The sequence below is a fragment of the Streptomyces sp. AC550_RSS872 genome (assembly GCF_019049285.1).
Lineage (GTDB): Bacteria > Actinomycetota > Actinomycetes > Streptomycetales > Streptomycetaceae > Streptomyces.
Map to the genome: position 1 here is coordinate 1 of NZ_JAGMUL010000012.1, position 18,416 is coordinate 18,416.

At 69.4% G+C, this 18,416-nt stretch carries 16 protein-coding genes and 1 rRNA gene; 14 read left to right on the forward strand and 3 right to left on the reverse strand.

The features are described 5' to 3' along the window. The 9 genes from rrf to KUM44_RS04490 form a co-directional block, all read left to right on the forward strand. A 5S ribosomal RNA gene (gene rrf, locus KUM44_RS04450) occupies nt 1-87 on the forward strand; the annotation flags it as partial. 81 nt (nt 88-168) lie between these two features. Continuing rightward, nucleotides 169-837 carry an HAD family phosphatase gene (locus KUM44_RS04455; RefSeq protein WP_217206397.1) on the forward strand — a complete coding sequence of 223 codons (669 nt, stop codon included), beginning with the start codon at nt 169-171 and terminating at the stop codon, nt 835-837. Between the two features lie 66 nt (nt 838-903). After that, on the forward strand, nt 904-2,148 hold the full coding sequence (locus tag KUM44_RS04460; protein ID WP_217206399.1) for an MFS transporter: 1,245 nt from the start codon (nt 904-906) through the stop codon (nt 2,146-2,148). Continuing rightward, nucleotides 2,099-3,271 (forward strand): acetoin utilization protein AcuC, encoded by a 1,173-nt coding sequence (locus KUM44_RS04465; protein ID WP_217206401.1) that lies wholly within the window; start codon nt 2,099-2,101, stop codon nt 3,269-3,271. The genes KUM44_RS04460 and KUM44_RS04465 overlap by 50 nt, the downstream gene beginning before the upstream one ends. Before the next feature lie 397 nt (nt 3,272-3,668). Further along, nucleotides 3,669-4,484, forward strand: a complete 816-nt coding sequence (locus KUM44_RS04470) for a phosphatase (RefSeq protein ID WP_217206416.1) — start codon at nt 3,669-3,671, stop codon at nt 4,482-4,484. Nucleotides 4,485-4,613: 129 nt separating this feature from the next. Continuing rightward, nucleotides 4,614-4,826: a helix-turn-helix domain-containing protein gene (locus KUM44_RS04475; RefSeq protein ID WP_004984898.1), complete on the forward strand. Its 213-nt coding sequence runs from the start codon at nt 4,614-4,616 to the stop codon at nt 4,824-4,826. 167 nt (nt 4,827-4,993) lie between these two features. Next, complete coding sequence (locus KUM44_RS04480) at nt 4,994-5,092, forward strand: 30S ribosomal protein bS22 (RefSeq protein ID WP_003948845.1); 99 nt, start codon at nt 4,994-4,996, stop codon at nt 5,090-5,092. 267 nt (nt 5,093-5,359) lie between these two features. Then, nucleotides 5,360-6,421 (forward strand): NAD-dependent epimerase/dehydratase family protein, encoded by a 1,062-nt coding sequence (locus tag KUM44_RS04485; RefSeq protein WP_217206403.1) that lies wholly within the window; start codon nt 5,360-5,362, stop codon nt 6,419-6,421. Nucleotides 6,422-6,435: 14 nt separating this feature from the next. Beyond that, complete coding sequence (locus tag KUM44_RS04490; protein ID WP_217206405.1) at nt 6,436-7,488, forward strand: lysophospholipid acyltransferase family protein; 1,053 nt, start codon at nt 6,436-6,438, stop codon at nt 7,486-7,488. Nucleotides 7,489-7,853: 365 nt separating this feature from the next. Here the strand turns inward: KUM44_RS04490 and KUM44_RS04495 are convergent, their stop codons facing one another. The 3 genes from KUM44_RS04495 to KUM44_RS04505 form a co-directional block, all read right to left on the reverse strand. Next, nucleotides 7,854-9,101 (reverse strand): DUF5667 domain-containing protein, encoded by a 1,248-nt coding sequence (locus KUM44_RS04495; protein ID WP_217206406.1) that lies wholly within the window; start codon nt 9,099-9,101, stop codon nt 7,854-7,856. Between the two features lie 251 nt (nt 9,102-9,352). Further along, on the reverse strand, nt 9,353-10,129 hold the full coding sequence (locus KUM44_RS04500; RefSeq protein ID WP_217206408.1) for an ECF subfamily RNA polymerase sigma factor, BldN family: 777 nt from the start codon (nt 10,127-10,129) through the stop codon (nt 9,353-9,355). A 1,210-nt stretch (nt 10,130-11,339) separates the two neighbouring features. Continuing rightward, nucleotides 11,340-12,263 (reverse strand): HAD family phosphatase, encoded by a 924-nt coding sequence (locus tag KUM44_RS04505; RefSeq protein WP_217206409.1) that lies wholly within the window; start codon nt 12,261-12,263, stop codon nt 11,340-11,342. A gap of 131 nt (nt 12,264-12,394) precedes the next feature. Between KUM44_RS04505 and KUM44_RS04510 the strand changes: the two genes are divergently transcribed. The 5 genes from KUM44_RS04510 (at nt 12,395) to KUM44_RS04530 (ending at nt 18,183) form a co-directional block, all read left to right on the forward strand. Next, on the forward strand, nt 12,395-12,685 hold the full coding sequence (locus KUM44_RS04510) for a glutaredoxin family protein (RefSeq protein WP_217206410.1): 291 nt from the start codon (nt 12,395-12,397) through the stop codon (nt 12,683-12,685). A 299-nt stretch (nt 12,686-12,984) separates the two neighbouring features. Beyond that, nucleotides 12,985-13,764: a redox-sensing transcriptional repressor Rex gene (locus KUM44_RS04515; RefSeq protein ID WP_217206411.1), complete on the forward strand. Its 780-nt coding sequence runs from the start codon at nt 12,985-12,987 to the stop codon at nt 13,762-13,764. Continuing rightward, nucleotides 13,761-15,524 (forward strand): glutamyl-tRNA reductase, encoded by a 1,764-nt coding sequence (locus tag KUM44_RS04520; protein ID WP_217206412.1) that lies wholly within the window; start codon nt 13,761-13,763, stop codon nt 15,522-15,524. The genes KUM44_RS04515 and KUM44_RS04520 overlap by 4 nt, the downstream gene beginning before the upstream one ends. Continuing rightward, nucleotides 15,521-16,480, forward strand: a complete 960-nt coding sequence (gene hemC / locus KUM44_RS04525; protein WP_217206413.1) for a hydroxymethylbilane synthase — start codon at nt 15,521-15,523, stop codon at nt 16,478-16,480. Before KUM44_RS04520 ends, hemC begins: the two co-directional genes overlap by 4 nt. Beyond that, nucleotides 16,477-18,183: a bifunctional uroporphyrinogen-III C-methyltransferase/uroporphyrinogen-III synthase gene (locus tag KUM44_RS04530; protein ID WP_217206415.1), complete on the forward strand. Its 1,707-nt coding sequence runs from the start codon at nt 16,477-16,479 to the stop codon at nt 18,181-18,183. Before hemC ends, KUM44_RS04530 begins: the two co-directional genes overlap by 4 nt. Nucleotides 18,184-18,416 lie beyond the last annotated feature (233 nt).

Sequence of the window (18,416 nt, forward strand, 5' to 3'; positions counted from 1 at the left end):
GGTTACATTCCGAACCCGGAAGCTAAGCCTTACAGCGCCGATGGTACTGCAGGGGGGACCCTGTGGGAGAGTAGGACGCCGCCGAACAAATTTTGAGAGCCCCCGGCCGGGGATACCGGTTCGGGGGCTTTCTGCATTTCCGGCTCCTGCACCGCTTAGGCTCTTGCCATGCGCTATGACCTCGTCATTTTCGACAACGACGGTGTACTCGTCGACAGTGAGCCCATTTCCAACCGGCTCCTCGCCGCGTATCTCACTGAGCTGGGGCACCCGACCTCGTACGAGGACTCCATACGGGACTACATGGGGGCGGCAATGCATCGGGTGCATGAGCTGGTGCTGGAGCGGACGGGGCAGCGGCTTCCCGAGGACTTTGACGACGTCTTTCACGCGCGGGTGTTCGCCGCGTTCGAGCGGGAGTTGAAGGCGGTGGCCGGCGCCGTGGACGTGCTCGAGACGCTTGCTGGGGACCGGGTGCCGTATTGTGTCGCCTCTTCCGGGAGCCATGAGCGGATTCGGGTGGGGCATCGGACCACAGGGCTGGACCGGTTCTTCGATGAGGGGCGGATCTTCAGTTCTCAGGACGTGGGGCGGGGGAAGCCGGCGCCGGATCTGTTTCTGCACGCGGCCGAGCGCATGGGGGTCGTGCCTGAGCGGTGTGTCGTCGTCGAGGACAGCCCGTTGGGAGTCCAGGCGGCGGTGGCGGCGGGGATGGACGTGTACGGGTTCACCGCGATGACGCCTGCGGGGAGGCTGGGCGGGGCCACTCGACTCTTCGCCGACATGGAGGAGTTGGTCGATCTGCTGCGGGCTGCCGCCGACCGGGGTGTCCGCTGAACTTGAGGGAAATTCATCTTTGGCTGGATCTACCCACCAGTATCCCGGGGCCTTACGCTCGCCGCCATGACTGGTGTGCTGCGGCGCGGTAGGGCCTCGTTGGCGTTCAGCTTCTTCGCTCAGGGTGTCGCCTTTGCCCTCCTGGTGACCCGGATTCCGGCCATTCAGGACCGGTACGGGGTCTCTGACGCGCTGTTGCCTGCCTTTCTCGCCGCAGTGCCGATCCTGGCCGGTGTCGGGAGTGTGACGACGGAGCGGCTGGTGAAGCGGATACCGCCGAGCCGGTTGCTGCGGTGGTCCCAGCCGGTCGTGCTCCTGGCGCTGCTCGGGGTCGGGGCGGGGGAGCGGATGGTCGAGCTGGGGCTCGCGCTTGCCGCGTTCGGGCTGGCCGTGGGTGTGCTCGATGCCTCGATGAACATGCTCGGGGTGAGCCTGCAACGGTCGTACGGGCGCAGCATCATGCTCAGCTTCCATGCCGTGTACAGCCTGGGTGGGATCGTTGGGGCCTCGCTGGCGTGGGTGGGGGCGCACTGGGATCTGGCGCTGGTCGTGTCGTATCTGCCGGTCGTGGCGGTGTTGCTGCCGGCCGCGTTGGTGGGGAGTCGGTGGTACGTCGACGGCGGTTCCCGAGGTGTTGTCGAGGCCGGTGTGGTGGCCCGGGAGGCAGGGGTGAAGGGGGCCGTTGCCTTCAAGGTGCTCCTGCCGCTGTGTCTGGTGATGACCTTCGCGTACATCGGGGACTCGACCGTCTCCAACTGGAGTGCGAAGTATCTCCAGGACGTGCTCGGGAGTTCGGAGCAGCTGGCCACCGTGCCGTACAACGTCTACATGGTGACCACGCTGGTGGGGCGGGCCATCGGGGACTTCGGGGTGCGGAGGTTCGGGGCTGTCGTGGTCGTGCGGATGGGGGCCTTGGTGGCGGCCGGAGGGTTCGCGGTGGTGGCCGGGGCGCCGGGGGCGTGGGTCGGGATGGTGGGGTTCACGCTGCTCGGGCTGGGGCTGTGTGTGCTGGTGCCGCAGACGTTCGCGGCGGCTGGGCGGCTTGCTTCCGAGAAATACGGTCCGGGGGCTTCGGATGCGGCCATTGCGCGGCTCAATGTGTTCAATTATGTGGGGTTTTTGATCGGTTCCCCCTTGGTGGGGGCGCTGGGCGATGCGTGGAACTATCGCGGGGCGATGCTTGTGCCGATGGTGTTGGTGCTGGTGACGCTTGTGTACGCCCGGTCGTTCGCCGCTCAACCGGACCGATACGGTGACGGGCATGAGCGGCCGCGCACAGCTGATGTGGGACGAGGCAGTAACGGGCTATGACTTCGGTCGGGACCATCCGATGGACCCGGTCCGGCTCGCCCTGACCAGGAGACTCGTCGAGGCCTTCGGGCTGGACAAGGAAGTGGACGTCGTCGCGGCGCAGCCTGCCGGGGAGTCGACGTTGCGGCTGGTGCACCGGCAGGACTACATCGAGGCCGTGAAGGCGGCCTCTGTGGATCCGGGGGCGGCGGACCAGTCGTATGGGATCGGGACGATGGACGATCCTGCCTTTGTGGGGATGCACGAGGCGTCCGCGCTGATCGCGGGGCAGTCGGTGGGGGCTGCGGAGGCCGTGTGGCGGGGGGAGGCGCTGCATGCGGTGAACTTCGCGGGTGGGCTGCATCATGCGATGCCGGGGGGTGCGTCGGGGTTCTGTATCTACAACGATGCCTCGCTGGCCATTGCCCGGTTGTTGGAGCTGGGGGCCGAGCGGGTCGCGTACATCGATGTGGATGTCCACCACGGGGACGGGGTGCAGGCGGCGTTCTGGGAGGACCCGCGGGTGCTGACGGTCTCCTTGCACGAGCATCCTCGTACGTTGTTTCCGCAGACCGGGTGGCCGGAGGAGACCGGGGCGGAGTCAGCGGAGGGTACGGCCGTGAATGTGGCGTTGCCGGCGGGGACCGGGGATGCGGGGTGGTTGCGGGCGTTCCATGCCGTGGTGCCGGAGCTGATCGCGGATTTTCGGCCGCAGGTGTTGGTGACGCAGCATGGGGCCGATACGCACTTTGAGGATCCGCTGGCGCATCTTGCCGTGTCGTTGGATGCGCAGCGGGCTGTGCAGGTGGCCTGTCATGACCTGGCGCACGAGTACTCCGACGGGAAGTGGGTGGCGCTGGGCGGGGGTGGATATGCCGTGGTGGAGGTTGTGCCGCGGTCGTGGACGCATCTGGTGGGGATTGCTGCGGGGCGGGCGATTGAGCCTGAGGCGATGATTCCTGAGGGGTGGCGGCAGGAAGTCTTCGCGCGGACTCGGCAGTTGGGGCCGGCGCGGATGACTGATGGGCGGTGGCCGATTTCCTGGGCTGGGTGGGAGGCGGGGTACGACCCTGCGGATCGGTTGGATCAGGCGGTGTTGGCTACGCGGCGGGCTGTGTTTCCGTTGCGGGGGTTGTTGGCGTAGGTGCGGTGTGCGGGCCGGGAGGTTCTCGCCCCCGCCGCCCCTACCCGTCCCATCCCTTGAAGGGGCTCCGCCCCTTCCACCCCGCCAGGGGGCTGCCGCCCCCTGGACCCCCGCTTCGACCCGAAGGGCCTCGTCCTCAAACGCCGGACGGGCTGGAGATGCCCGGGCCGGCGCCGAGAGTGGTCGTCTTTGGCCGTGGGGCAGTGCGCCCTGCCGGGTGGGCGAGGGTTGGGACCGGACGGGCTGCGGGTGCCTGGAGCGGCGACGAAAGGTGGGCGTCCCTGCCGTGTGGCTTAGCCCTCTGTGGGTGGGTGGGGTGCAATGTCCGTTAGCCCAACTGCGCGGTGTTGCCGCGTTCCCGCGGCCCCGTGTCGGCTTGTCCGTCACTATCGCTGACGTGTTGAGTACCGGAACCCTTCGCGCTCATCTGCTGGCTGCTCGGCTTGCTGGGACTGTGGCGACTTCTCGGGAGGTGAGTCTCAGGAGTTATCGGCTTTTCGCGGCTCGGGATCCTCGTGTGCTCATCGGGCTTGATCCCGAGTGGGCTTGGGGGCAGCGGGATCTGATGGAGTTGATGGCGGAGAGGTGCGGGGTTTCGGCCGATCCGGCGTGTGTGTCCGGACCGGATGTGATCGATCCGGAGCGAACCTTGAGCGGACTGGATGCCTTCGCTGATCGGATCGGGGAGGCCGCGCAGCGCCGGGTACCCGTGCTGCTCGGTACCGGGCATCCGCATCGGCTGCTCGGTTTCTACGCCGCCTTGGCGGACGCGTTGTCGGCGGCGGGATGTGCCGTTCTCACCCCTGCGCATGGTCGCTGTGTCGACATAACGACCCGGTTCGGCCTACGCACGTACAACCTTGCCTACGTACGAGGAGTCGCGTTGGTGCGGGAACCCGGCGCTCCGAGCACCGGGCGTGAGACCGGCGCACACACGCACTCGCCGCTCCCGGTTCGCACCGCGCTGGCGGCTGCGGCGGAGGCCGGCGGGCCGTTGCCGGAGTTGGTGATCGGGGATCACGGGTGGGTCTGCGGGGCAGGTCAGCTGGGGTTTGAGGCCATTGGTCTGGCCGATACGGATGACCCCGCGCTCTTTGTGGGGGAGGCCGAGGGGTCTGTGTCCGTCGTCGTTCCACTTGATGACGCTGTGCGGTCTGATTACTACCGGCCGCTTACCCGCTACGTACTCAATCGAGCGTGTCTGTCCCAGTAGGCCGCCGATGGGTGCACCTCTTCCCCACTCGCATCACTGGCACCTACATTGGGGAGTGAGCACGCAGCGACGAAGAGTCACCGGAAGGGGAAGCCGGTGGCCGTCGAGTGCGGAAGGTTCAGGTGTGTCATGGCTGCAGCTGGCGAGAGGCCTCTGAACGAGGTTCAGTTCCTTACCGTGGCGGAAGTCGCCTCGGTGATGCGAGTGTCGAAGATGACCGTGTACCGGCTGGTGCACAGCGGTCATCTGCCCGCGATCCGGGTGGGGCGTTCGTTCCGCGTCCCGGAGCAAGCGGTTCACGAATACCTCCGCGAGAGCTATGTGGGGGTGGAAACCGCCTGACGGCAGTGGGTGCGAGGGGGGACTCAGGGCTCTCAGGGCCCTTCGGGATTTCCCCTCTCTCCCCCTCGATTACGACCTCAGCGCTCGGGCGGGTAGGCTAGCCCCTCGTAGGTCGTATGGGCCCATGGCGCCCAACGCCGAGTGATGAGAAGTGAGCGAGGGTAGTCGTGGGCTCTGTTATCAAGAAGCGGCGCAAGCGGATGGCGAAGAAGAAGCACCGCAAGCTGCTCAAGCGCACGCGCGTTCAGCGTCGCAACAAGAAGTAAGCGCGGCGCGCCGCGAAAGTGGCGCGCTTTGTGGCCCCCCATCAGAACTGGTGGGGGGCCACATGCGTATCGAGATCGCGTACGAGGGATCGGACTCTGTGCGTATGACTGGACGACGCATGAGCCGTCCGGTCGTACGCAGGGAATTTTCGTCACTTCATGCATTGGGCGGTCATCACAGCGCAACGCCGACCCGCTAAGTTGGCGGCACACGGGGAACTCGGCAGGGTACGCAGCGGGACGAGTGCTGGAAGGAAGGCGCTGATCTTGGGCAAGGTCGTGCTCGTGACCGGAGTGGCCCGTCAACTGGGGGGCCGGTTCGTACGACGGATCCAGCGTGACCCGGAAGTGGACCGGGTGGTCGCCGTGGACGCGGTGCCGCCCGAGCACCATCTCGGGGGTGCCGACTTCATCCAGGCCGACATCCGGCAGCCCACGATCGCGCGGGTGCTGGCCGAGAGCGGCGCCGACACCGTCGTACACATGGATGTGACCGGAACCGCGCTCGGCAGCGGCAGCCGGACCACGGTCAAGGAAACCAACGTCATCGGGACCATGCAGCTGCTCGGCGCATGCCAGAAGTCCCCCACCGTGAAGCGGCTCGTGGTCAAGTCCAGTACGAACGTGTACGGCTCCGCGCCCCGCGACCCGGCCGTCTTCACCGAGACGACCCCGCCCAAGTCGCTGCCCAGCGGCGGCTTCGCCAAGGACGCGGTCGAGGTCGAGGGGTATGTGCGCGGGTTCGCGCGGCGGCGGCCGGACGTCGCCGTGTGCGTGCTGCGGTTCGCCAACATCCTCGGTCCGACCGCGGACACGCCGCTCGCCTCGTACTTCTCGCTGCCGGTCCTGCCGACCGTGTTCGGCTACGACCCGCGGCTTCAGTTCGTCCACGAGGACGACGTGATCGAGGTGCTGCGCATCGCCTCGCACGAGCCGGAGCGCGGCACGCTCAACAGCGGCACCTTCAACATCGCCGGCGACGGGGTCCTGCTGCTCTCGCAGTGTTCCCGGCGTCTCGGCCGCCCCACCGTGCCGCTGCTGCTGCCCGCCGTCACCTGGGCGGGCTCCCTGGTGCGTACCCTGGGCATGTCGGACTTTTCGCCCGAGCAGATCCGGCTGCTCACCCACGGCCGGGTGGTGTCGACGGACCAGATGCGAGAGACGCTCGGATTCAAGCCGAAGTACACGACGGCGGAGACGTTCGCGGACTTCGCCAAGAGCCGCGGTCCCGGACTCCTGCCGCCGGAGGCCCTTGCGGGGGCCGTCGACCGGATCGCCGCGCTGCCCGCGCTGGGCGGCGGCCACCTTCCGACGCAGAGCGCCAACTGAGGAGCGCATCAACGATGGCGGACGCCAAGGTCATTCCGTTCGACGACGACCGGTCCCGCGGGAGTGCCGTGCAGCGGCCGCAGCGGCGCCGGAGTGCGGGGAACCGGCGTAAGAGCGGTGAATCCGCGCTGGTACGCGAGGTCCAGCCCCTCCCGGGACGGGCCTTCGCGCAGGATGATGTTCCTGTGACACGTGAGGAACAGCCGCCCCAGCGGCCCCAGGACGACGGAGGCCTGGAGCGGCGTATCGCGAGCGGCCTGGCCTTCCTGCGCCGCCGCCTCACCGGGGACTACGAGGTCGACGACTTCGGGTACGACGAGGAGCTCACCGACCAGGTCCTGATGTCCCTGCTGCGCCCGGTGTACGAGAACTACTTCCGGGTCGAGGTGAAGGGCGTCGAGAACATCCCGTCGGAGGGCGGCGCCCTGATCGTCGCCAACCACTCCGGCACGCTGCCGCTGGACGGCCTGATGATGCAGGTCGCCGTGCACGACCATCACCCGGCGGGCCGGCATCTGCGCCTGCTCGCGGCCGACCTGGTCTTCATGCTGCCCGTGGTCAACGAACTCGCCCGCAAGCTCGGCCACACCCTCGCCTGCGCCGAGGACGCCGAACGGCTGCTGGGCCAGGGCGAGTTGGTCGGCGTGATGCCTGAGGGTTTCAAGGGCATCGGCAAGCCATTCAGCGAGCGCTACAAACTCCAGCGCTTCGGCCGGGGCGGTTTCGTCTCCACCGCCCTGCGCAAGGGCACGCCGATCATTCCGTGCTCGATCGTCGGCGCGGAGGAGATCTACCCGATGATCGGCAACGCGAAGACGTTGGCCCGGCTGCTGGGCTTCCCGTACTTCCCGCTGACGCCGACCTTCCCGTGGCTCGGCCCGCTCGGAGGAATCCCGCTCCCCACCAAATGGACGATCCAGTTCGGCGAGCCCATTCCCACGGACGGCTATCCGCCGGAGGCCGCCGAGGACCCGATGCTGATGTTCAACCTGACCGACCAGGTCAGGGAGCAGATCCAGCACACGCTGTACAAGCTGCTGGTGCAGCGGCGGTCGGTCTTTTTCTGACGGCGTTCGCTGTTTCAGAAGAGAGATCGTTTGCGAGGGTTGCTCGCCGGTGCCCCGAGGCGCTGCTCCAGGGGAGCCGCCGGACGGAGTCCGGCCAGTTGTCCGAAGCCTGCGAAGCAGTGCGAGGGCAGCAGACAGGAGGGGCCAAGCTGCTGGTGCAGCGGCGGTCGGCCTTTCTGAGGCGTTCGCGTGTTCAAGGAGAGAGATCGTTTGCGAGGGCTGCTCGCCGGTGCCCCGGGGCGCTGCTCCAGGGGAGCCGCCGGATGGAGTCCGGCCCGGCCAGTTGTCCGTTTCGTTTGTACGGCGATGGGGGCGCCCTCCGTGAGAGGGGCGCCCCCATCGCCGTATGACTGGCTCCGTGGCCGCTAGTTCGCGTCCTCGCCCTCGATACCCAGGCCCGGCAGGAGGCCGGGCAGGAGGGGTGGGAGGGTGACGGCGGGCTCGGTGCTCGGTGTTGATGTGGACGGGGAGGTGCCGGTGCTGCCGGTGTCCTTCGGTGGGTCGAGGAGGCCGCCGGTGTTCCCGCCGAGCAGGCCGTCGCTCTCGCCGGCCGAACTCTCGGCGGACTTGCTGGGGTTACTGGGCCCGTTGCCGTCGGAGGAGCCGCTGCCGCCGGCGCTGGGGCGGGCCGACCGGTCGGAGCCGGACGTGCCGGTCGACGAGGAGCCGGAACCGCCTCGCCCCTTGCCGTCGCCGCCCTGTGTCGGGGTCGGCGGGAGGAGCGACTGCAGCGGGGCGACCTCGTCGTCTATGGCGTCGAAGACCGAGGAAACCTGGTCGCTGACGTCCCCGAGTTGGAGGGGAAGCCGCTCGCGGAGGTGCCCCCACGCCTCGCGGTGAGAGCTTGAGAAGGCGGAGAGGGCCTGGATGGGGCCCAGGGAATCCGGGTGGCGCTGGTAGGCCTCTCGGAGTAGACGGTGTCCCTCCGAGGCGTCGTGCCGCATGCCGGACAGGGCGCGGCGGACCTCGCCGAGCGACTCGTGGTCGAGCTGCCCGCCGCGGCCTCGCTCCATCAGCCGCCGGGCCTCGTTCAGCCGGGTGGAGGCCTGGTCGAGATACGTTCGCCCGCGCTCGTCGTCGCCGTCGGCCAGGACGTTGAGCTTGAAATCCTCTATGCCGCGCTTGAGGCCGTAGAGAGAGTCACCGGGCAGGGCGTCGGAACTCGCCGCGGCGACTCCGCCGAAGGCGCTGGCGGCGACACCGACGCTGAGCCCGCCCGCGGTGAGGCCCTTGGCCAGTCGTGAACGTGGTCGCAGCTTGCCCAGCGGGGATGCCCGATGCGTGCCTCTTGCCCGCTCCGAACGCTGTTCGGGCAGGACGGGTCCCGCTTCGCCTCCCGCGGTGCCCTCCTGGAGCATGGCCTCCATCGCGGCCACGAGCTGGGCCCGCTGGACGACCTTGACCTCGGGGTCGAGTACGGGCTTGGGCAGCTCGCCGAGTCCCGTGGTGAGGGCCAACAGGCGCCCCTGCTCGGTCTGTTCCGCAGCAGCCGGTGCCGGTGCCGATCCATCGGGCTGCTCGGCCTGCTCGGCCGCCGAGCCCCGGTCGGACAGCTCCTCCAGGGCCTGGGCGAAGGCGTTCGCCCGCCGGTGCGCCGATACGTTCGCGATCACTGGCGGCACCTCCTCTCATCATGACGGTCGACTCCCCAGGGGGTCCTGAGGGTTGCACGCCCTGACCGAATCCACACGATCGAGTGATCGAAGTCGGCCAGGGAGTGACCACAGGGAGCCTGCATCCCGCACAACGAGCGGCTTGGCACTTGGGTTACGGACGGAGGATGAACGGACCGCGAAGTCAACGGACTTTCACCGAGGGTGAGTTGAAGGTTGCGGAGCGTGCTGGTTCGGTAGGGGGGACGCGCTCAGCGTGCGTCGTCCGGGAGGAGCCGGGCGAGGGTGCGGACGGCTCGGTACTGGAGGGTCTTGATGGCGCCCTCGTTCTTGCCCATGACGCGGGCGGTCTCGGCCACGGAGAGGCCCTGGAGGAATCGGAGAGTGACGCACTCCTGCTGCTGTGGGTTGAGTCGCCGTACGGCTTCGAGGAGTGCGGCGTTGGAGAGGGACTCGAGGACGGAGTCCTCGGGGGAACGCTCGACCTCGTTGGCGTCGAGCATCTCGCCGGTGGTCACCTCCAGCCGGAAGCGGCTGGACTTGAAGTGGTCGGCGACGAGGTTGCGGGCGATGGTGACGAGCCAGGCGCCGAAGTCGCGGCCCTGCCAGGTGAAGGTGCCGATGCGCCGGAGCGCCCGCAGAAAGGTCTCGCTTGTGAGGTCCTCGGCGGTGGCCTTTCCTCCGACCCGGTAATAGATGTAGCGGTACACGGTGTCGCTGTACTGGTCGTAGAGCCTTCCGAACGCGTCGGCCTCGCCGGCCTGTGCGCGTTCCACGAGATCCATCATTCGAGCGCTGTCGCTGTCCGCGGCAGGCCGACGGGCGGTCGTCGCCGTACCGGCCGAGCGACCGCGCCTGCCGACGGCGGCGCTGCCGTCGGCGAGCGCGTAGCACGGGCCTACGGGCGCGGTGGTTACGGCGAGGGCGGGGACGGCGTACGCGGTGGGGACGAAGCCGCGCAACAGGTCTTGGACCGTTGCGCGCAGCGTAGCCAGGCCCGAGGCGTCAACCCCGACGTGTGGGTACACGGGACTCCCAGAGGCAGAGCTTCCATCACGTGCAGTGCGGGACCGTTCACCCGTCGTAGCGACGGAGGGGTACCGGTTTGCGTCTGAGGAGAATAACGCTTCGTGCAGGCACTGCTACGCCCAGTTGCTCAAATCATCGATTGCGTCTCTTCTGTAACCGTTTGGCGGCCGATCAAGTGCCGGAGAGTGATCGGTTGTTGATCGAAGTCGTCCGTGTTCGGGCTGTCTCCGGGGCGTGTTGTGGTCGTGTGCAGCCAAGGCGACTGGACAGGGGGTTGTGGGGGTATGGAATGCGGATTGGCTTGCGCGACCGGGCGTGGTCAACTCGGCGCCCCGTCAGTGCTTCTCGCCCCCGCCGCCCCTACCCGTCCCATCCCTTGAAGGGGCTCCGCCCCTTCGACCCCGCCAGGGGGCTGCCGCCCCCTGGACCCCCGCTGTCGGCCCGAAGGGCCTCGTCCTCAAACGCCGGACGGGCTGAAGATGTCCGGGGCGGCGCCGAGAGGGGCCGCCTTGGGCCGTGAGGCAACGCGCCCTGCCGGGTGAGCGGGGGTTCGGGACGGCAATGGCTCGTCCTGTGACGCCGGACGGGCTGGAGATGTCCGGGGCGGCGCCGAGAGTGGTCGTCTTTGGCCGTGGGGCAGTGCGCCCTGCCGGGTGGGCGGGGGTTGGGGACGGCAATGGCTCGTCCTCAAACGCCGGACGGGCTGAAGATGCCGGGGCCGGCGCCGAGAGGGGCCGCCTCCGGCCGTGAGGCAACGTCCCTGCGGGTGGGCGGGGGTTCGAGGGCGGCGACGTCTCGTCCTCGAACGCCCGGACGGGCTGAAGATGTCCGGGCCGGCGAAGCCCCTGCTGGTGGGTGGGGGCTGGGGATGGCAATGGCTCGTCCTCGAACGCCGGACGGGCTGGAAGTGGCTGGATTGGTACCGAGAGTGACCGCTACGGCGTGAAGGGCAGGGCTCTGCCGGGTGGAGGGCTGGAGGATTCGGGTCGGCGGTGCAGAGTGACTGTGGGTAGTGGGAGGGAGGCCGGGTCGTGCCTACAGGGGGTGTATGCCCGTTCGGTCGTGGGAGAGGGGGTGTCCCCGCCGGGGTGCGGTCGGCCGCGGTGGTGAGGTGGCGTGTCGCCGGGTTACCGGAGCGCGGGCGGGCAGTCCGCGCAGCGCTGTCCCGTACCGCGCTGCGCGAACACCAGCAGGCCGTCGTGGGCACCGCTATCGGCGGCGCCTGTGCAGGGCGATTGCCGCTGCCGTGCCGCCGGCCACTGCTCCGACGCCGGCTGCCGCCGGGATGCCGACCTTCGCTGCCTTGCGGCCTGTGCGGTAGTCGCGTAGGCGCCAGTCGAGTTTGCGGGCGTGCTTGCGGAGCTTGGTGTCGGGGTTGATGGCGTAGGGGTGGCCGACGAGGGAGAGCATCGGGATGTCGTTGTGCGAGTCGCTGTAGGCCGCGCAGCGGGAGAGGTCCAGGCCCTCCGCGGCGGCCAGGGCGCGGACCGCTTCCGCCTTCGCGGGGCCGTGCAGGGGCTCGCCGACCAGTTTGCCGGTGTAGACGCCGTCCACGGATTCGGCGACTGTGCCCAGGGCGCCTGTCAGGCCCAGGCGGCGGGCGATCACCGTGGCGATCTCCACCGGGGCCGCCGTCACCAGCCAGACCTTCTGGCCCGCGTCCAGGTGGGCCTGGGCGAGAGCGCGCGTGCCGGGCCAGATGCGCTCGGCCATGTACTCGTCGTAGATCTCCTCGCCGATCGACTGGAGCTCGGCGACGCGGTGGCCCTGCACGATCGACAGGGCCGAGTCGCGGGCCTCCTGCATGTGCTCGGGGTCCTCGACCCCGGCCAGCCGGAACCACGCCTGCTGCCAGGCGAACTTGGCGAGGTCGCGCGTTTCGAAGAACTTCCGTTTGTACAGGCCCCGCCCGAAGTGGAAGAGGGCGGCGCCTTGCATCACGGTGTTGTCCAGGTCGAAGAAGGCGGCGGCCTTCTCGTCGCCGAGTACCGGGAACTCCGGTTCGGCGGCCTCGGAGACCTCTGTCGCTTCCTGCGACGATTTCCGCGCTGCCTCCGCCGAAGCCTCGCCAGCCAACACGCTCCGCGCCGTGGCGGAACGCCTACGGGGAGTGAGCCATCCAAGAGCGGCCATGACCGTGAGCATAGCCAGTTTGTTCGGTGCTTCCGGAGTCGAGAGGTTTGAAGGTTGTGAACTCTCCGCGACCGCGCAGTTAAACAGCGTGGTGGAGCAGCGGCCGGGCCTCCGCGTGGCGCCGCGCGAGAATGGCTGACATGAGCCCTCTTTTTCGTCGCGCCGCAGCCAAGTCCCCGCAGGACCGGCTCGTCACCCTCATCGGAAAGCCCGACTGTCATTTGTGTGATGCCGCACAGGGTGTGGTCGAGAAGGTCTGCGGCGAGCTGGGGGTGGAATGGGAGGTGAAGGACATCAACCAGGATCCCCAACTCCACGACCAGTACTGGGAGCAGATCCCCGTCGTCCTCGTCGACGGAGCCCAGCACACCTTCTGGCGTGTGAACGAAGATCGCCTCCGCAAAGCACTGACCGGGCGGTGACCGAGTACTGACCGGGTAGTCCAACTTTGCGGAAAACGGCTTAGGATCGACGGCGACTTGGTCTCGGGGGCGGGGATCGTTGAGGAGAGTGTGCGGTTTTGCCCCCAAGAGATGAGGAACGGTGGTCCGTATGCGCCGGTTCCAGACCAGTGCGCCGGGCGTGCGTGAGCCCGGTCACGTTGGGCGGGCAAATCGGACACCATCTTTGTGCACGCGTTCACAAAGACATAGCCTGCATTCGACGGGGCGGTCTGGGCACGACTGACCGCCGGCAGTCCCGCTCTACCCGCAGGAGCACCGTGGCAACTGGCCGAACTCACCGACCGGCGACCCGTAGCCGAGGGATTCCCGAGGCCACCGTCGCCCGGCTTCCGCTGTACCTCCGAGCCCTGACCGCACTGTCGGAGCGCTCGGTACCCACGGTCTCCTCCGAGGAGCTCGCGGCCGCGGCGGGGGTCAACTCCGCGAAGCTGCGCAAGGACTTCTCGTACCTGGGGTCGTACGGCACGAGGGGTGTCGGCTACGACGTCGAGTATCTCGTCTACCAGATCTCCCGTGAGCTGGGGCTCACCCAGGACTGGCCGGTTGTGATCGTCGGTATCGGTAACCTCGGCGCCGCGCTCGCCAACTACGGCGGGTTCGCCTCCCGTGGGTTCCGGGTCGCCGCGCTCATCGACGCCGATCCCGCGATGGCCGGGAAGCCCGTCGCCGGCATTCCCGTGCAGCACTCCGACGACCTGGAGAAGATCATCCAGGACAACGGCGTGTCGATCGGTGTCATCGCCACCCCCGCCGGTGCCGCCCAGGCCGTCTGCGACCGGCTCGTGGCCGCCGGCGTCACCTCCATCCTGAACTTCGCGCCGACGGTGCTGTCCGTCCCGGACGGCGTCGACGTGCGCAAGGTGGATCTGTCGATCGAGCTGCAAATCCTCGCCTTCCACGAGCAGCGCAAGGCCGGCGAGGAGGCCCACACCGACGGCACCGGACCGGCCGCCGTCACCCGCGAGGAGCCCGCCGACGCCGCCGCATCCGCCGACCAGGGACCCGACGGGGACGTACCCGCCGTGATGCCGGCATGAGTCTCCTCGTCGTGGGGCTGAGCCACCGCAGCGCCCCGGTCAGCGTCCTGGAGCGCGCCGCGCTGAGCGCGGACGCGCAGATCAAGCTGCTACAGGACACGGTCGCCGCCGAGCCCGCCACCGAGGCCGCGGTGCTCGCCACCTGCAACCGCATCGAGCTGTACGCCGACGTGGACAAGTTCCACGCCGGTGTCGCCGAGCTGTCCACGCTGCTCGCCCAGCACAGCGGGGTGGGGCCGGACGAGCTCACGCCGTACCTGTACGTCCACTACGAGGACCGGGCCGTCCACCATCTGTTCTCGGTGGCCTGCGGGCTCGACTCCATGGTCGTCGGCGAGGGGCAGATCCTCGGGCAGATCAAGGACTCCCTCGCCAAGGCGCAGGAGCTGCACAGCGCCGGGCGGCTGCTGAACGACCTGTTCCAGCAGGCACTGCGCGTCGGCAAGCGCGCCCACTCCGAGACCGGCATCGACCGCGCCGGGCAGTCCCTGGTCACCTTCGGCCTGGAGCAGCTGTCCGCCGGTACGGCCGTGGAGGACTGGGCCCGCGGCAAGAGGGCGCTGGTCATCGGCGCCGGCTCGATGTCCTCGCTGGCCGCCGCCACGCTCGCGCGGGTCGGGGTCGCCGAGATCGTGGTCGCCAACCGCACCTACGACCGCGCCGAGCGCCTCGCCGCCCTGCTCGCAGAGCAGTACGGACAGGGCCTGGCCGACGGCACGGACGTGCCGGCCCGCGCGGTACCGATGGATTCGGTGCCGGTCGAGCTGACACGTGCCGACGTCGTCGTCTCCTGCACCGGCGCGACCGGGATCGTCCTCACGGCCGAAGAGGTCGCCGCGTCGGTGGAAGGCCGTACCGGTCAGCCGGTCGCCTTCGAGGAAGCCGGTGACAGCGTTCGTACGGCTGCCAAGGCGCCCGCCGCCAGGAGCGCCGCAGACGCCACCGACGTACGGCAGACCCCGCTGCCGCCCACCAGCGTCGGCACCGACGAGGACTGCCCGCTGGATCTCGGCTCCGTGCAGGGAGGTTTCTCTGTCATGGGGGAGGCCGCCGTCGCCGGGATGGACGCGGCCACGCTGGAGCAGCACGCGAGCTGGGCCGCGGGCAGTGCCGTCGACCGGCGTGAGGCCGCCCGGCGCAGCCCCGAGGCCGACGCCGAGCTGATCACCGCGCTGGCGGCGACCGTGGCCACCGTCGGCCGGATCCCCGAGCGCCGCAAGTCCGAGCCGGTCCTCGAGGTGCCGCGCCCCACGCCGGTGCTCTCGCTCCTCGACCTCGCCATGCCGCGCGACATCGACGCGGCCGTGCACCGGCTCGCCGGGGTGCGGCTGGTGGACATCGAGTCGCTGGCGGAAGCTTCCGCCGACGCGCCGATGGCGGCCGACGTCGACCAGGTCCGCCGTATCGTCTCCGACGAGGTCGCGGCCTTCGGAGCGGCGCAGCGGGCCGCGCGCATCACGCCCACCGTCGTCGCCCTGCGCACGATGGCCGCCGATGTCGTGGCCAGCGAGATCGCCCGTCTGGAGGGCCGGCTGCCCGGCCTCGACGACAAGCACCGCAGCGAGATCACGCAGACCGTGCGGCGCGTCGTCGACAAGCTGCTGCACGCGCCGACCGTACGGGTCAAGCAACTCGCGGCGGAGCCGGGCGGCGCGGGGTACGCGGATGCCCTGAGGACCCTGTTCGACCTCGACCAGGAGACGGTGGCCTCCGTCTCCCGGGCCGAGGACAGCACCGAGAAGAACCGAGGCCCACGATGACTCAGCAGCCACTACGGCTCGGCACCCGGCGCAGCAGACTCGCCATGGCCCAGTCCGGGCAGGTCGCGGACGCCGTGAGCCAGGTGACCGGACGGCCCGTCGAACTCGTCGAGATCACCACGTACGGCGATGTCTCACGCGAGGCCCTCGCGCAGATCGGCGGCACCGGCGTCTTCGTCACCGCCCTGCGGGACGCGCTCCTCAGGGGCGAGGTCGACTTCGCGGTGCACTCCCTCAAGGACCTGCCGACCTCGCAGCCCGAGGAACTGACCCTCGCGGCCGTACCCGAGCGGGAGGACCCGCGCGATGTGATCGTCGCGCGGGACGCCCTGAAGCTCACCGACCTGCCGCGCCGGGCCCGCATCGGTACGGGTTCGCCGCGCCGGATGGCGCAGCTGAACGCGTATGCGCGCGGGCATGGGCTCGATATCGAGACGGTTGCGATTCGCGGGAACGTAGATACGCGGATCCGGTTCGTGCGCGATGGTGAGCTGGATGCGGTGGTGCTGGCCGCGGCCGGCCTGCGGCGCATCGGCCGCATCGACGAGGTGACCGACTTCCTGTCGGTCGACACGGTTTTGCCCGCCCCCGGCCAGGGGGCCCTGGCGATCGAGTGCACCGCGGACAACGCGGACCTCATCGCCGCGCTCGGCGAGCTCGACGACCCGTTCACGCGGGTCGCCGTGACCGCCGAGCGATCACTGCTCGCCGCCCTGGAGGCCGGCTGCTCCGCCCCTGTGGGCGCGCTGGCCGACCTGCTGGCCGACGGGCAGATTGTCAAGGAAATGCGCCTGCGCGGCGTCGTCGGCACGACCGACGGCACGCGGATGGTGCAGCTGTCCACCACCGGTCCCGTGCCCGAGACGCACGACCAGGCGCTTGCGCTCGGTCGCGAACTCGCTGCCGAGATGCTTGCCCAGGGCGCGGCCGGTCTGATGGGGGAGCGAGCACAGTGAGCCCCACCACCCTTCCCGCCGGCCTTGAACACGGGCACGTCACCTTCCTCGGTGCCGGACCCGGGGATCCGGGGCTGTTGACTCTGCGCGCCGTGGAGGCGCTGGCGAACGCGGACGTACTCGTCGCCGAGCACGAGGTGCTCGACGTGGTACGTGTGCACGCCAGACACGGTGTCGCCGAAGTGCACACGGACACGGGTCCTGATACGGACGCCGCTTTGGGCACAGGCGCGCCTCAACTAGCGGTTGTTGACGGCGCGTCAACGACCGCTGCGCTACCCGCGGTGCGGGATGCCGCACATCTTGTCATGGAGGCCGCGCGGGGCGGCAGGCGGGTCGTGCGTGCGGTGTCCGGGGATCCCGGGCTCGACGCGTACGCCGCCGAGGAGATGCTGGCGTGCGCCGCCGCGGGCGTGCCGTTCGAGGTCGTGCCCGGTGTCGCCGCGGCCGTGGGTGTGCCGGCCTATGCCGGTGTGCCGTTGCGGGACGCGCAGGGCGCGGACGTGCGGTTCGTGGATGCGCGTACCGCCTCGGACCGGTGCTGGACCGAGGTCGGGGCGTCGGACGGGACGGTTGTCGTGTCGACGACGCTCGATGCCGTGGGTGCGGCCGCGGGTGAGCTGGTGTCGGCGGGGCGCAAGCCCGATACGCCGATGACGGTCACCGTCGCCGGTACCACGACTCGGCAGCGGACCTGGACCGCCACACTCGGGACCATCGCGCAGACGCTGAAGCAGGCCAAGGTGCTGCCCTCGCCGGAAGGCGGGCGGCCGGTGATAGCCGTGGTCGGTGAGCGTTCTGCCGCTGCTCAGCGTGACCAGTTGTCGTGGTTCGAGTCCAAGCCGCTCTTCGGGTGGCGGGTGCTCGTTCCGCGGACGAAGGAGCAGGCCGCTTCGCTCTCCGACCAGTTGCGGTCGTACGGGGCTGTGCCGCACGAGGTGCCGACGATCGCTGTCGAGCCGCCGCGGACGCCTCAGCAGATGGAGCGGGCGGTCAAGGGGCTGGTGACCGGGCGGTACGAGTGGATCGCTTTTACGTCCGTGAATGCGGTCAAGGCCGTGCGGGAGAAGTTCGAGGAGTACGGGCTCGATGCTCGTGCGTTCGCCGGGATCAAGGTCGCGGCGGTGGGGGAGCAGACGGCGAAGGCGTTGATCGCCTTTGGTGTGAAGCCGGATCTGGTGCCGAGTGGGGAGCAGTCGGCTGCGGGGCTGCTCGAGGACTGGCCTCCGTATGACCCTGTCTTCGATCCGATCGACCGGGTTTTCCTGCCTCGGGCCGACATCGCGACCGAGACCCTGGTGGCCGGGCTCATCGAGCTGGGCTGGGAGGTCGATGACGTCACGGCCTATCGGACCGTGCGGGCCTCGCCGCCGCCGGCCGAGACGCGGGAGGCCATCAAGGGGGGTGGCTTCGATGCCGTTCTCTTCACTTCGTCGTCGACTGTGCGCAATCTGGTGGGGATCGCCGGGAAGCCGCACAACGTGACGGTGATCGCGTGTATCGGGCCTGCTACGGCCAAGACCGCTGAGGAGCATGGGCTTCGGGTGGATGTGATGGCTCCGGAGCCGTCCGTGCACAAGTTGGCCGAGGCGTTGGCGGAGTTCGGGATGCGGCGGCGGGCTGCGGCGGTCGAGGCTGGGGATCCGGTTACTCGGCCGAGTGAGCGGCGGCCGGGGGCTCGGCGGCGGCGGTCCACGACGTAGGTGTGGGCGGGGGTGTTCGCCCCCGCCGCCCCTACCCGTCCCATCCCTTGAAGGGGCTCCGCCCCTTCGACCCCGGCCAGGGGGCTGCCGCCCCCTGGACCCCCGCTGTCGGCCCTTCGGGCCTCGTCCTCAAGCGCCGGACGGGCTGAGAGTGCCGGGGGCGGCGAAGACCCTGCGGGTGGGTGGGGGTTCGGGGTGGCGGAGACCCTGCGGGTGGGCGGGCCAGGGAGGGG